Source organism: Oceaniglobus trochenteri (genome assembly GCF_020529025.1).
Lineage (GTDB): Bacteria > Pseudomonadota > Alphaproteobacteria > Rhodobacterales > Rhodobacteraceae > Oceaniglobus > Oceaniglobus trochenteri.
This window is the reverse complement of record NZ_JACNMM010000003.1, coordinates 75,352-88,428: the sequence shown is the minus strand read 5'-3', so window position 1 is coordinate 88,428 and position 13,077 is coordinate 75,352. Positions and strand designations below refer to the sequence as shown.

Below are 13,077 nucleotides of genomic sequence, written 5' to 3'. Positions count from 1 at the left end.
GGCGGGCAAATACGCCCTTGGCCGGCGCGCGGCAAGGTGTAGGGTGGGGGCATTGCAACGGATGCGAGGCTCCATGACGACGAAATCCGCCCTTCTGGTCATCGACATGCAGAACGATTTCTGCCCCGGCGGCGCCCTAGCCGTGGCCGGCGGAGATGAGATCGTGCCGGGGATCAACGCCCTGATGGACAGGTTCGACGCCGTGATCCTGTCGCAGGACTGGCATCCGGCGGGCCATTCGTCCTTCGCCTCAAGCCACCCCGGCGCCGCCCCGATGAGCGTGACCGAGATGCCCTATGGCCCGCAGGTGCTGTGGCCGGATCACTGCATCCAGGGCAGCGAGGGCGCGGCGTTTCACCGCGGTCTGCGCACCGATGGCGACATGATCATCCGCAAGGGGTTCAACCCCGCGATCGACAGCTATTCGGCCTTCTTCGAGAACGATCACGAGACGCCCACGGGGCTTGAGGGCTATCTGCGCAGCCGCGGGATCGGGGCCATCACGCTTGTCGGGCTGGCGCTGGATTTCTGCGTGAACTACTCGGCCGTGGACGGGGCGCAGTTGGGTTTCGACGTGACGGTGCAAAGCGATCTCTGCCGCGCCATCGATTTCGACGGCTCGCTTGCGACGGCGCGGACGGCGATGGAGAAGGCGGGGGTGCGGCTGGTCTGACGGATGGCGCTCGGCTGCGCCATCGCCCCACCCGCCATCCCGTCAGCGCAGGCCCGTGGCCGGGTCGAGGCCAAGCATCAGGTTGAGGTTCTGCACCGCCGCGCCTGATGCGCCCTTCCCGAGGTTGTCGAGGATGGCCGAAAGGACGACACGGCCTTTCCCGGCATCGCCCAGCACGGCAAGTTCGAGATCGTTGGTGCCGTTCAGCGCCTGCGGTTCCTCGCGCGCCTGCTGTGCCGCGAGGGGGCGGACACGGACGAAGCCGCTGGCATAGTGATCGGCCAGGGCGGCGTGCAGATCCTGCGCCGAGCCCTTGAACATGCCCGGATGCAGCGCGATCTGCACCACCATCCCCTGGGCGAAGGGGCCCACCGAGGGAATGAACATCGGGGTGGCGTCAAGCTGGGCGTGGGTCACGATTTCGGGCAGGTGCTTGTGGGTCTGGCCGGTGGCGTAAACGAAGCTGCCCATGGCGCTGTCGCCGTCGAATTCGGCGATCAGGGATTTCCCGCCGCCGGTATAGCCCGAGATCCCGAAGATCGAGATCGGCGTGTCCGGCGCCAGCAGCCCCGCATCGCGCAGGGGCCGCAACAGCGCGATGGCGCAGGTGGAGTAGCACCCCGGGTTGCTGACCCGGGCCGCGCCGGCCACTGCCGCCTCTTGCCCGGGGGCCATTTCGGGAAAGCCGAAGGTCCAGGCCGGATCTGTGCGGTGGGCGGTGCTGGCGTCGATCAGCCGGGTGCCGGTGTCGGCGCAAAGCTTCACCGCCTCGCGGGCCGCGTCATCGGGCAGGCAGAGGATGGCCACATCGGCGCCGGCCAGGGCCTCGGCCCGGGCGTCGGCGTCCTTGCGGCGATCTTCGGGCAGCGAGATCAGCGTGATGTCATCGCGCGGGCTGAGGCGGTCGCGGATCTGCAACCCGGTCGTGCCAACTTCGCCGTCGATGAATACCCGTGCCGTCATGATGCGTTCCTTGTTCTGCGTCAAAGGGGGATAGCCTGTTGCGCGCCTCTTGCCAAGATTGGCGGATGCGCGGGTGTGACGGTTGGAATTGAGTATTTTCGGCAAGAAAGAACCGGCCCCTTCTCTTTCTTGCTTCAAATACTCAAAATCCGCCGCCTGCCACGAGGGCCTTGCCCCTCGGGCCAAGATCGGGCCACAAAGGGCGGCGTTTCCGAAGGAAAAACCCATGGTCGACATTGCCACCCGCGTCTGGAACCACAAATGGAAGATCGATCCGATCGTCCGGTCGCTGATCGACACGGATTTCTACAAGTTGCTGATGTGCCAGTCGGTGTTCCGCAACAAGCCGGAAACCCAGGTGACCTTCAGCCTGATCAACCGCACCAAGTCGATCCGGCTGGCCGACCTGATCGACGAGGGCGAGTTGCGCGAGCAGCTGGACTATGTGCGGACATTATCGCTGAGCCGGGGCGAGAGCACCTGGATGCGCGGCAATACCTTCTATGGCAAGCGGCAGATGTTCACCCCCGAGTTCATGGACTGGTTCGAGGCGCTGCGCCTGCCGCCCTATCACCTGGAAAAACGGGACGGGCAGTATGAGCTGACCTTCGAGGGCAAGTGGCCCGAGGTGATGCTGTGGGAAATTCCGGCGCTGGCGGTGCTGATGGAGCTGCGCGGGCGGGCGGTTCTGAACGACATGGGCCGGTTCGAGCTTCAGGTGCTTTATGCCCGGGCGATGACCAAGCTTTGGGAGAAGGTCGAGGGGCTGCGGGATGTGCCCGACCTGAAGCTGGCCGATTTCGGCACGAGGCGGCGGCATTCCTTCCTCTGGCAGGATTGGTGTGTCCAGGCGATGCAGGAGGGGCTGGGCGAGAAGTTCACCGGCACCTCGAACTGCCTGATCGCCATGCACCGCGAGCTTGAGGCGATCGGCACCAATGCGCACGAACTGCCCATGGTCTATGCCGCCCTGGCCGAGGGGGACACCGCCCTGCGCCGCGCCCCCTATGACGTTCTGGCCGATTGGCACGAGGAGCATGAGGGCAACCTGCGGATCATCCTGCCCGACACCTATGGCACGAAACCCTTCCTGGACGGGGCGCCCGACTGGCTGGCGGGCTGGACGGGCATCCGCATCGATTCGGGCGATCCGGCGACGGGGGCGGAAACCGCCATCGCATGGTGGAAGTCGCGGGGCGAGGACCCGCGGGAGAAGCTGGTCATCTTCTCGGATGGTCTGGACGTCGAGAAGATCGTGCAGTTGCAGGCCCAGTTCAACGGCCGCGTCCGGGTGTCCTTCGGCTGGGGGACACTGCTGACCAATGATTTCCGGGGGCTGGTGCCGGGCGATGCCCTGGCGCCGTTTTCCCTGGTCTGCAAGGCGGTCAGTGCCAATGGCCGCCCCACCGTTAAACTGTCGGACAATCCCAACAAGGCCATGGGGCCGGGGTTGGAGATCGAACGCTACAAGCGGGTTTTCGGGGTGGGCAATCAGAAGCCGCAGGCGGTGGTCGTCTGAGGCAGGGGCGGACCGGGGTTCCACCCCGGACCCCGGAGTATTTCAGGCAAGAAAGAGCCCGGTCAGCCCAGAAAGGCGGTGGCCAGCGACAGGGCGCGTTCGGCGTAGGTGCGTTGGCGCGGATCGTCGGGCGGCAGGCGGGGGATCACCCAGCCGGTGCTGGCCAGGGCGCGCAGCAGGGTGAAGAGCGCCATGTCGTCATGGCCGCGGCCATAGCCATCGCAGAGCGCGGCGGCGAGATCGCTGAAATGGGCGCAGTCGACATGCTGCACCAGGGCCGTTCCAAGATCGTAGAGGTGGATGCCGAAACCGCCATCGTCGAAGTCGATGATGCTAAGGTGATCGGCACGGCCCAGGATATTCTCTTGCAGAAGATCGGCGTGGATCAGGCCGGTGGTGTCGTTGCGGCGTGACAGTTCGGCGTGGGCAGTTTTCCGGACCTGTTGCAGGAGGTCGGCCTCGGCGGTGCTGAGCGCGGGGTTGTTCCAGAAGGGCCCCCAGAGGGGGGCCCTGCCCAGGAGGCCGCCGATATCCCAGGCGGGCCGTTCAAAGCCGGTGGGAATGGCCATCCTGGCGGAAAGGCGGTGCATCTGCGCGACGCGCTGGCCGAGGGCGTGGTAGAGGCGGCAGTGCTCTTCGGTCGTGCCGGCGAAGGCCTCTCCCATGGCGCCGATGGCCGGGGCGTCGACCCAGGCGACAAGCGAGGCGCGCGGCCCGAAGGCCGGTTGCGCCAGCAGATTGCCTTCGGCGGTGCGTATCGGGCTGGGGCAGGGAAACCCCTGTTGTGCGAGATATTCGGTCCAGGCCAGTTCGGAGCGGATGGCGGCGTCGGTCTGGTACCCGGCCCGGTGCAGGCGCAGGGCGGCCCGGCTGCCCGTGGCGAGCGTGACTTCGAAAACGGCGTTCTCGCGGTTGGCGATCAGGCGCGCCACGGTGCCCGCGCCCCAATGGCGCAGGGCGGCCCCGGCGAGCGCGAGGGCTTCGTCCTCATGCATGGTCGGCCAGGACCTGGGCAAGGGTGTCGGTGGCCAGGTCGATCTGTTCGGCGGTGATCGGCAGGGGCGGGCGCATCTTGAGGATGTTCATGTGCCGCCCGATGCGCCCGATCAGGACGCCGCGATCCTTCATGTCCTCGACGATGCGCGCGGCGAGGTCGGTGGCGGGTTGGCCGTTGTCTTCCAGCACCGCGCCGAAGAACAACCCGTTGCCGCGGATCTCGGTGATTGCGGGGTGGGAGAGGGCCTGCATCCGCTGGCGGGCATGGTGGCCCATGGCGGCGGCATGGGCGACAAGGCCGTCGCTTTCGATCACGTCCAGCGTGGCGTTGACCGCGGCCGCCGAAACCGGGTTGCCGCCGAAGGTGTTGAAATAGCCGAATGCGGTGCGGAAGGCCGACATGACCTTTTCGCTGGCCACGGTCGCGGCGACGGGGTGGCCATTGGCCATGGGTTTGCCCAGGGTCACCACATCGGGCGCGATCCCCAGCCAATCATGCCCCCACCACTGACCGCAGCGCCCGAAGCCCGGCTGCACCTCGTCGCAGAGCACAAGGCCGCCGGCGGCGCGGATCGCTTCGACGGTCGGGTCAAGGAAGCCCGGCGCGATGTTGGGCAAGCCTTCGTTGGCGAAGACGGGGCAGAGCATCATGCCCGAAAAGCCGAAGCCTGCCGCCTGCAGTTCGGCGATGGCACGGCGGACATGGGCGGCGAAATCCTCGGGGTCGGTATCTGATTCGGGGGCGGGCACCAGGCGCACATGGGGCGGATAGCCACCGATGGGCGGGCGCCGTGTGGAGAGCTGCGCCGTGGCGGTGGTGTTGCCGTGATAGGTGTTGTCGGTGGCGATCACCCCCGTGGCGCCTGTCACTGCCTGGGCCATGCGAAGGGCGATGTCGTTCGCCTCGGACCCGGTGCAGACCATGATGCCCTGGGTCAGCCCGTGCGAGAGGGTTGCCGTTATCCGGTCGAGGGCGTCGAGGATGCCTTCGTGCAGGTAGCGCGTGTGGGTGTTCAGCGTTCCCGCCTGACGGGCGATCGCCCCGACCACATGGGGGTGGCAATGACCGACGTGGGGCACGTTGTTGTAGCAGTCGAGATAGCGCTTGCCCGCATCATCCCAGAGCCAGACACCTTCGCCGCGCACCAGGTGCACCGGGCGGTCATAGAAGGTGGGAACATTCGGGCCAAGGCGGGCGGCGCGGCGGGCGAGAAGATCTGTCATGGGGGGAACTTAGCGAAAGCGCGGACGGGGGCCAGCCCCCATCGCCCGTTCCGGGCGATTCCCCCGGGATATTTTCGGACCAAAGATGGAGGGGGATCTATTCGTCGGGCGAGACACTGCCGCGCATGGCCTTGATGGTGCCGCGAACCTTCTTGGCCTTCAGGCGCCGCTTTTTCGACCCCAGTGTCGGGCGGGTGGCGATGCGGCGTTTCGGGGCCTTGGTGGCGGCGAGGATCAGTTCGGCCAGACGGTCGCGGGCAAGATCGCGGTTGCGGGCCTGGCTGCGGGTTTCATCGACGAAAAGGACGACCGCGCCATCCTTTGTCCAACGCCGACCGGCCAGGCGGCGCAGGCGGTTCTTCACCGGGCCGGGCAGGTTGGGGGAGCGTTCGGCCTCGAACCGCAGTTCGACGGCGGTGGAGACCTTGTTGACGTTCTGCCCGCCCGGCCCCGAGGCGCGGGTGAACTGTTCGCTCATCTCCCAGTCCTCGATGGCGATGGTGTCGTTGATCCGGAGCATGGCTCAGCGGGGGGGGGTGAAGGCGGGGGCGGGCATGTGCGGCGGTCCTTTTGGTGGCTATGGTGCGATCATGGGGGTGGCCGGGGGCAAGGTGCAAGCCGGAACCGGGACGCGCCCATGTCATGGGGTTTGACCCGGTGGAGTGTCATTGGCCCTATGACACGCCGCCTGACGCGGTGACGGCGATGCTGGGTGAGACCGGGTTGGAGATGCCGGAGCCGAACACGCCGCGCGGCGCGTCGGGAGAGAACGGCCTTTCGGCCCTGCCGGGCCGGGGCGGCGAAGCGCGGGAGGCCATCGACCGGGCCATCGGATATGCCGCGGCGGTGGGTATCGGCAATGTCCATGTCATGGCGGGAATCTCGGAGGGGCCGGCGGCCCCTGCCGCCTTCGTGGCGAACCTGCGCCATGCCTGCGCGCGGGCTGCCCACCATGGGATCACGATTCTGATCGAGCCTCTGAATGCCCATGCTGCGCCGGGGTATTTCCTGCGCAGCACCGACCAGGCGGTGGCGATCATCGGCGAGGTGGGCGCCGGGAACCTGCGCCTGATGTTCGACTGCTATCATATGCAGCTGAGCGAGGGCGATCTGTCGCGAAGGATCGAGCGGCTTTTGCCGCTGATCGGCCATGTCCAGTTTGCGGCGGTGCCCGACAGGGGCCCGCCCGACCATGGCGAGGTGGATTACCGCCATATCTTTGCACTGTTGGACAGGCTGGGCTGGGACAACCCGCTTGGGGCCGAGTACCGGCCCGGGGGTGATACCGGGGCGACGCTGGGCTGGCTTGACGGCCTTCAGCGGTGCCTTCGGCAAGAGGCCGGCGGCGTCAGTCCTGCGGATCGGGGGCGGGGGTGCGCGCCAGTTGCAGGGCGCCGTCCAGGGCGCTGCCGCGTGCTGCGATCAGCCGGTCGCGGGCCTGATCGGGCAAGAGATTTGCGTAGTGCGGGGCGATGCCCCCGGCCAGGCAGATAACGCCGCTGGCCTTTGGGTCGAGCACCCCGAGCACCTGTTCCAGGTATTCCGCCCCGCGCGCCAGAAGGGCGCGGGCATTGGCATCGTCCTCGGCCAGGTCGATGATGCGCGGCGCAAGGGTGGCATAGCTGGCCGGTGTGGCCCTTGCCGCGAAGGCGACGATGCCGGTCGGCCCGCCCAGGTCCTCCAGGATCGCATGGCTGAGGGGGCTGTGATCGTGCAGGCCATCGTGGCACATCAGCACCCGTTCAAGCAGGCAGCGGCCCAGCCAGGCGCCCGAGGCCTGGTCCGAGACCTGCAACCCCCAGCCGCTGACATAGCGTTCCTGCCCGGCGAACCGGCTGGCCAGGATGGCGCCGGTGCCGATGGCCATCAACACGCCGTCATCGGTGCCGATGGCCCCGGCGAGGGAGGTGGGCCGGTCGTCGGTGACACGGCAGCGGCCCAGGGCGAAGGCATCGGCGATCTGCGCGCCGGTCTCGCGGGTCAGCACGCCCGCCAGCCCCATGTGCGCCGCAACCCCGGATTCGGCCACATCGGCGCGGGTCAGCACCGCGGTCACGGTGCTGCGTAGGTTGGCGATGGTGCCGGCAAGGTCGCTGGTGGCATTGGCCGGCCCGCCCTTGGCCTGCGCCAGAACGCGGCCGGACTGATCGGTCAGCGCCACGCGGCACCCCGAGCCGCCACCGTCGACGCCGAGGAAATGACGAAGCGTCATGCCGGCGATCAGCCCAGCAGCCCGGCGTGCTTCATGGCGTCGCGGATCGCCTGCCGGGCCGGTTCGGTCAGCGGCACCAGCGGCAGGCGCACCTCGTCCGAGCAGAGGCCCAGAAGCGACATGGCGTATTTCACGCTGACCAGACCCGGTTCGATGAAGATCGCGGTGTGCAGCGGCATCAGACGGTCCTGATACTCCAGCGCCGTGGCATAGTCGCCCCTCAGGGTGGCGGCCTGGAATTCGGCGCAGAGTTTCGGCGCGACATTGGCGGTGACGCTGATGCAGCCGATCCCGCCATGGGCGTTGTACCCCAGCGCCGAGGCATCCTCGCCCGAAAGCTGGACGAAATCGGTGCCGCAGGTGATCCGCTGGGCCGACACGCGGGTGATGTCGCCGGTGGCGTCCTTGACCCCGACGATGCGCGGCAGTTTCGCCAGTTCGCCCATGGTGGCGGGCGACATGTCGACGACCGAGCGGGGCGGGATGTTGTAAATGATGATCGGAATGTCGGCCGCATCGTGCAGGGCGGTGAAATGGGCGATCATGCCGGCCTGCGTCGGCTTGTTGTAATAGGGCGTGACCACCAGCGCGGCATCGGCCCCGACCGAGGCGGCGTGACGCACCAGGCGGATGCCCTCGACGGTGTTGTTCGATCCGGCCCCGGCGATGACCGGCACGCGACCGGCGGCATGGGCGACGACGACCTCGATCACCTCTTCATGCTCGCGGTGGCTGAGCGTGGGGCTTTCGCCCGTGGTGCCGACCGGGACAAGGCCGTCGGTGCCCTGTTCGATATGCCAGTCGACCAGTTTCTTCAGCGTGTCCAGATCCAGTTGGCCGTCCTTGAACGGCGTGACGAGGGCAACATAGGATCCCTTGAACATGACACGCTTCCTTTATTGTTCGGGCGATATGCCCCGGTGAATGCGCGGCGGACCCTAGCGGCACTTCGCGCGATTGCCAAGTTTGTGTATTGATGTGAACCGGCAGAAAGCTAGGGTGCGCTTCATGTATTTCATCAGAACGATTGCCCTGTTCCTTTGCCTTGTCACCGGTTCCGCCGCGGGATGGGCCCAGGCCACCTCGCCTCCGCCCCGGCGGCCTTTCGATTCTCCGGTCAGCCATGGCATGGCGCAGGCCATCGCCGCGATCCGGCAGGGCAGTTGGACCGACGCCATGGCCGCCGCCGCCCGGGCGGGGCCGATTGCCCTGGACGTGGTGGAATGGCACCGGCTGCGCGCCGGGCAGGGGGATTTCGACGATGCGCTGGCCTTCCTGTCGCGCCACCCCGACTGGCCGGGCCTTGCCTATCTCAAGCGGCAGACCGAGGAATCCCTGCCGCTTGCCGGGCGGGCGCCCGATGTCATCGCCTTCTTTGCCGATACCGCTCCGGTGACGGGCGATGGCGTGGTCGCTCTGGTCAGGGCCTTCCGCGAAATCGGGGCCGAGGGCGATGCCCAGGCCCAGGCGGCGCTGGCCTGGCTGAACCAGTCGATGACTGCCGAGGCCGAGGAGAAGCTGCTTGCGCTTTATCCCGAGGTGCTGAAGCCGCTGCACCTGGCGCGGCTGGACCGGATGCTGTGGGAGGATGCGGAATCGGCGGCGCGGCGCGCCATGCTTCTGGTGGATGACACCGATCAGGCCGCCCTGGCCGAGGCGCGGCTGATGCTGCGCAACGGGCGGACGGGGGCCGAAAAGGCCGTCGAAGCGGTGGCCGAGGCGCTGAGGGACGATCCGGGTCTGGCCTTTGAAAGGTTCCGCGTGGCGCATATCGCGAACCGCGATTCCGAGGCGACCGACATCATCCTGCGCCACAGCGCCAGCGCCGCGCAACTGGGCCAGCCCCAGGTCTGGGCGAAACGCCGCCGCGCGCTGGCCCGCACCCTCATGCGGTCGGGCGAACGCGAGGATGCCTATGCCGTCGCGTCGTCCCATCACCTTGAGGAAGGGTCGGATTACGCCGATCTTGAATGGCTGTCGGGCTATCTGTCGCTGCGGTTCCTGGATGATCCGGCCCGCGCGCTGGTTCACTTCCAGAAGTTCCGCCAGGCCGTGGAAACCCCGATCAGCCTGGGGCGCGCCGGCTATTGGGAGGGCCGCGCCCACGAGGCCATGGGCAACCCCGAGGCGGCCGCCAATGCCTATGCCTTCGGGGCCGAGTATCAGACCAGCTTCTATGGCCTTCTGGCGGCCGAGCGCGGCGAACTGCCCATGGACCCGGCCCTGACCGGCAAGCAGATCTATCCCTCGCTGGCCACTGCCGGTTTCGCGCGTTCCAACGTGCTTGAGGCGGCGCTGCTGTTGCAGGCGGCAGGGGCGCGCGACCTGGCAGAACGGTTCATGGTGCACCTGGCCGAAACCCTGACCGAAACGGAAATCGGCACGCTGGCCGATCTGGCCCTTGCGCTGGGTGAACCGCACATGGCGCTGATGCTGGGCAAGGAGGCGGCACAGCAGGGGCTGACCCTGCCGCGGCCCTATTACCCGGTGGTGGACCTGGGGCTGGTGGCCAACCCTGTGCCCGATGAACTGGCGCTGGCGATTGCCCGTCGCGAAAGCGAATTCAACCCGGGCGTGGCCAGCGGCGTGGGTGCGCGGGGGTTGATGCAACTGATGCCGGGCACCGCCCAGGACATGGCGCGCAAGCTGAAGCTGCCCTATTCGCGCGACCGGCTGTTCACCGACCCGACCTATAACGCCACCCTCGGCACCGCCTACCTGGCCGAACTGATCGGGCGGTTCGGGGCCAATGTCGTGCTGGTTTCGGCGGGCTACAACGCCGGGCCGGGCCGTCCGCTGCGGTGGATGGAGGACCTGGGCGATCCGCGCAGCGACGCGGTGGATGTGATCGACTGGATCGAACATATCCCCTTCGATGAAACCCGCAACTACGTGATGCGGGTGGCGGAATCGCTGCCGGTCTACCGGGCGCGGATCACCGGCAAGGTGGCGCCGGTCCGCCTGACCGAGGAACTGAAGGCGCGCTAAAGCCCGATGCGGGACAGCGCCGTTTCAAGGGGCGCCGGATCATCGAGCGTCAGGCGCACCGGCAGGGTCAGAACCTTGGGGCGAAAACCTGCCGGCAGGCGCACTGCGTCCTTCTCGGTCGTGACCAGCTGGGCGTTGTGGGCGCGGGCCTCGCGCTCCAGCCGTGTCAGGAGGGCGGTGGTCAGGGGCTGGTGATCGTCCAGCGCCTGCGCGCCGGCCACCTCGGCCCCCTCGCTTGCCAGCGTGGCAAAGAACTTGGCCGGGCGGCCGATGCCGGCAAAGGCCCAGACGCGCAGCCCGGCCCAATCCATGCCCATCTGCAGGGGCGCCAGGTGGCCGGTGATCCGGGGCAGCGTGATGTGATCGCCCCAGGTTGCGGCGAAACGCGCCTGCGCCGCACCGTCGCCGATGGACAGCAAGAGATCGGCCCGGCGCAACCCGACGCCGACGGCTTCGCGCAGCGGCCCCGCCGGGATGACCCGGCCATTGCCGAAACCAACCGCCGCATCCACCACGATCAGAGAAAGATCCTTCGCCAGCGAAGGGTTCTGGAAACCGTCATCCATGACGATGACACTTGCCCCCTCCGCCTGTGCCGCCCGGGCCCCTGCCGCACGGTCACGGGCCACCCAGACGGGGGCGAAGGCCGCCAGAAGCAGCGGTTCGTCACCAACCTCCGCCGCGCGGTGGCGTCCCTCCAGCACCCGTGTCGGGCCGATGAACCTCCCGCCATAGCCGCGCGACACCACATGCGGCGCATGACCGCGCGCCACCAGCATCTGGATCAGCGCCATCACCGTCGGCGTCTTGCCCGTACCCCCGGCGTTGAGGTTGCCGACGCAGATCACCGGCACATCGGCGCGAAACGGCGCGGTTTTGCGCAGGCGGCGGGCGGTCGCGGCGGCGTAAAGCGCGCCCAGCGGCGCCAGGGCGCGGGCCTGCCAGGCGGGGCGGTCGGGGGGGCTTTGCCAGAACAGCGGCGCGCGCGTCATTCCATCTCTCCGTTCAGCGCGGCATTCACCAGCGAAAGCGCCTGGTCCGAGGCTTCGGCCCCCGCCGTCACCTCGGCCCAGGCGGCACTGGCCAGCGCCGCCGCCTGATCGGGGGCCAGCAGGCGTTCGATGGTGACGCCCAGGGCGATGGCGCTGTCGATCTCGCACTGGGCCGAGGCATTGCGCAGCCTTGCATAGGCCTGCCTGTGGCCCGCCGTGCGGGGGCCATGCACCACGACCGAACCCAGGGCGGCCGGTTCGCTGGGCGGGCGCCCGGCCCCGGCGCCGCTCAGCGTGTTGCCCATGTAGGTGATCGCGGCCAGCCGATACCAGAGGCCCAGTTCGCCGGGGCTGTCTGCCAGGTAGATCTGGGTGTCTTCGGTGGGTTCTTCGCCATTCGAACGCAAGGCGGTGCGCCACCCTTCGGATTCCAGCCGGGCGCGCAGGTCAGGGCCCGTGGCCGGATCGGAGGGCACGAGGATCAGCAACAGCCGGTGCGACAGGCGCGAGGCGCGGTGGTGCGCCTCGGCGATGGCCGTGAATTCGGCCTTTGGCACATCGACGGCCAACCACAGGGGCCGCGCCTCGAGCGTCTGGCCCAGATGCGCCCATTCGCTTTCGTCGCAGGGCAGCGCACCGGCCGAGGATTCCATCCAGCCTGCGGTTTCAACCTGTTCGGCCCGCGCGCCAAGCGAGATCAGCCGTGCCGCGTCCTTCTGGCTTCCGGTCAGGATCCTGTCGAACCAGATCAGGTCGCCCCGCCCCAATGCAGATTTCCAGCGTCTTGGCCGCGGGTGGTTCTCGCCGATGCGGCAATCGACGCAGATCGCCGGTATCCGCCGCTTTGCCGTCTGCGACAACAGCACCGGCAACCACCCCCCTCCGGCCCAGAGACAGGCATCGGGGCGCCAATGATCCAGAAAATCCTGCGTGGCCCGGTCGGTGTCTTCGGGGGGCGGTTGTGCGATGACATCAGCCGCCGGAATCGCGACATCCGAGGTTGCAATGACAGCCATCGGGCCGCGGTCTTCGCGCAGGCGCGTGATCAGCAGGGCAAGGGCCATGGGGTCGCCGCCCTGGCCAAGGTGAACCCACAGAACCTCGCCCTGGGGGCGGGGCGGAACAGGCTGCGCGGCCCCCTGAAGGCCCTCGGGCAGGGGGGTGTCGGCGGGTTCGGGGGCAGCCCGCGACAGGCCGATCGCGGCGGCGCGGGCTTGCAGCCTTTGTCGCCAGCGGGTCAGCATGACTTAGTTGCCCAGTTCCTCGGTCGGAGAGGCGGCGGCTTCCTCGTCGCGCAGGCGGTGCAGGTGGGCGATGAAATACCGCATGTGGGCATTGTCGACCGTGCGCTGGGCGGCGGATTTCCAGGCGTCGAAGGCGCTGCGGTAGTCGGGGAAGATCCCGATGATGTCCAGGTCATCGACGTTCTTGAACACGTTCTTGCCGGGGTCGGTCAGCTCCCCTCCGAAAACCAGGTGCAGACGTTGTGTCATGGTGCGCGCGCCTTCTC

Annotated in this window: 12 protein-coding genes and 1 pseudogene; 4 read left to right on the top strand and 9 right to left on the bottom strand. The window is 68.0% G+C overall.

Features of this window, described 5'->3' with window-relative positions:
• Positions 1–73 precede the first annotated feature (73 nt).
• A complete protein-coding gene (gene pncA / locus H7828_RS04650; RefSeq protein ID WP_226779839.1) occupies positions 74–673 on the top strand; it encodes a bifunctional nicotinamidase/pyrazinamidase in 600 nt (199 codons plus the stop codon).
• A 42-nt stretch (positions 674–715) separates the two neighbouring features.
• On the opposite strand, the gene argC is transcribed toward pncA, so the two are convergent.
• On the bottom strand, positions 716–1,636 hold the full coding sequence (argC, locus tag H7828_RS04645) for an N-acetyl-gamma-glutamyl-phosphate reductase (RefSeq protein ID WP_226779838.1): 921 nt from the start codon (positions 1,634–1,636) through the stop codon (positions 716–718).
• A 226-nt stretch (positions 1,637–1,862) separates the two neighbouring features.
• Here argC and pncB point away from each other — a divergent pair, with 226 nt between their 5' ends.
• Positions 1,863–3,155, top strand: a complete 1,293-nt coding sequence (gene pncB, locus H7828_RS04640) for a nicotinate phosphoribosyltransferase (RefSeq protein WP_226779837.1) — start codon at positions 1,863–1,865, stop codon at positions 3,153–3,155.
• A gap of 62 nt (positions 3,156–3,217) precedes the next feature.
• Here pncB and H7828_RS04635 read toward each other — a convergent pair whose 3' ends face one another.
• From H7828_RS04635 to arfB, 3 genes are all read right to left on the bottom strand, one after another.
• Positions 3,218–4,150, bottom strand: a complete 933-nt coding sequence (locus H7828_RS04635) for a phosphotransferase enzyme family protein (protein ID WP_226779836.1) — start codon at positions 4,148–4,150, stop codon at positions 3,218–3,220.
• Positions 4,143–5,375 (bottom strand): aspartate aminotransferase family protein, encoded by a 1,233-nt coding sequence (locus H7828_RS04630; RefSeq protein WP_226779835.1) that lies wholly within the window; start codon positions 5,373–5,375, stop codon positions 4,143–4,145. The genes H7828_RS04635 and H7828_RS04630 overlap by 8 nt, the downstream gene beginning before the upstream one ends.
• A 97-nt stretch (positions 5,376–5,472) precedes the next feature.
• Positions 5,473–5,895 (bottom strand): alternative ribosome rescue aminoacyl-tRNA hydrolase ArfB, encoded by a 423-nt coding sequence (gene arfB, locus H7828_RS04625; RefSeq protein ID WP_226779834.1) that lies wholly within the window; start codon positions 5,893–5,895, stop codon positions 5,473–5,475.
• Positions 5,896–5,954: 59 nt separating this feature from the next.
• Here arfB and H7828_RS04620 point away from each other — a divergent pair.
• Positions 5,955–6,674, top strand: a pseudogene (locus H7828_RS04620) (hydroxypyruvate isomerase family protein); the annotation flags it as partial.
• Positions 6,675–6,723: 49 nt separating this feature from the next.
• Here the strand turns inward: H7828_RS04620 and H7828_RS04615 are convergent.
• The gene (locus tag H7828_RS04615) at positions 6,724–7,587 is read right to left on the bottom strand and encodes a glucosamine kinase nucleotide-binding domain-containing protein (protein ID WP_226779833.1); all 864 of its coding nucleotides are present in this window, start codon (positions 7,585–7,587) and stop codon (positions 6,724–6,726) included.
• Between the two features lie 8 nt (positions 7,588–7,595).
• The gene (gene dapA / locus H7828_RS04610; RefSeq protein WP_226779832.1) at positions 7,596–8,471 is read right to left on the bottom strand and encodes a 4-hydroxy-tetrahydrodipicolinate synthase; all 876 of its coding nucleotides are present in this window, start codon (positions 8,469–8,471) and stop codon (positions 7,596–7,598) included.
• Positions 8,472–8,595: 124 nt separating this feature from the next.
• On the opposite strand from dapA, the gene H7828_RS04605 reads away from it, so the two are divergent.
• Complete coding sequence (locus tag H7828_RS04605; RefSeq protein WP_226779831.1) at positions 8,596–10,575, top strand: lytic transglycosylase domain-containing protein; 1,980 nt, start codon at positions 8,596–8,598, stop codon at positions 10,573–10,575.
• Here H7828_RS04605 and lpxK read toward each other — a convergent pair.
• The 3 genes from lpxK to H7828_RS04590 are packed head-to-tail and all read right to left on the bottom strand — an operon-like array spanning position 10,572 to position 13,060.
• A complete protein-coding gene (gene lpxK, locus H7828_RS04600) occupies positions 10,572–11,567 on the bottom strand; it encodes a tetraacyldisaccharide 4'-kinase (protein WP_226779830.1) in 996 nt (331 codons plus the stop codon). The genes H7828_RS04605 and lpxK overlap by 4 nt on opposite strands.
• A complete protein-coding gene (locus tag H7828_RS04595) occupies positions 11,564–12,811 on the bottom strand; it encodes a 3-deoxy-D-manno-octulosonic acid transferase (protein WP_226779829.1) in 1,248 nt (415 codons plus the stop codon). Before H7828_RS04595 ends, lpxK begins: the two co-directional genes overlap by 4 nt.
• Positions 12,812–12,814: 3 nt before the next feature.
• Positions 12,815–13,060 (bottom strand): DUF4170 domain-containing protein, encoded by a 246-nt coding sequence (locus H7828_RS04590; protein WP_226779828.1) that lies wholly within the window; start codon positions 13,058–13,060, stop codon positions 12,815–12,817.
• Positions 13,061–13,077: the final 17 nt, after the last annotated feature.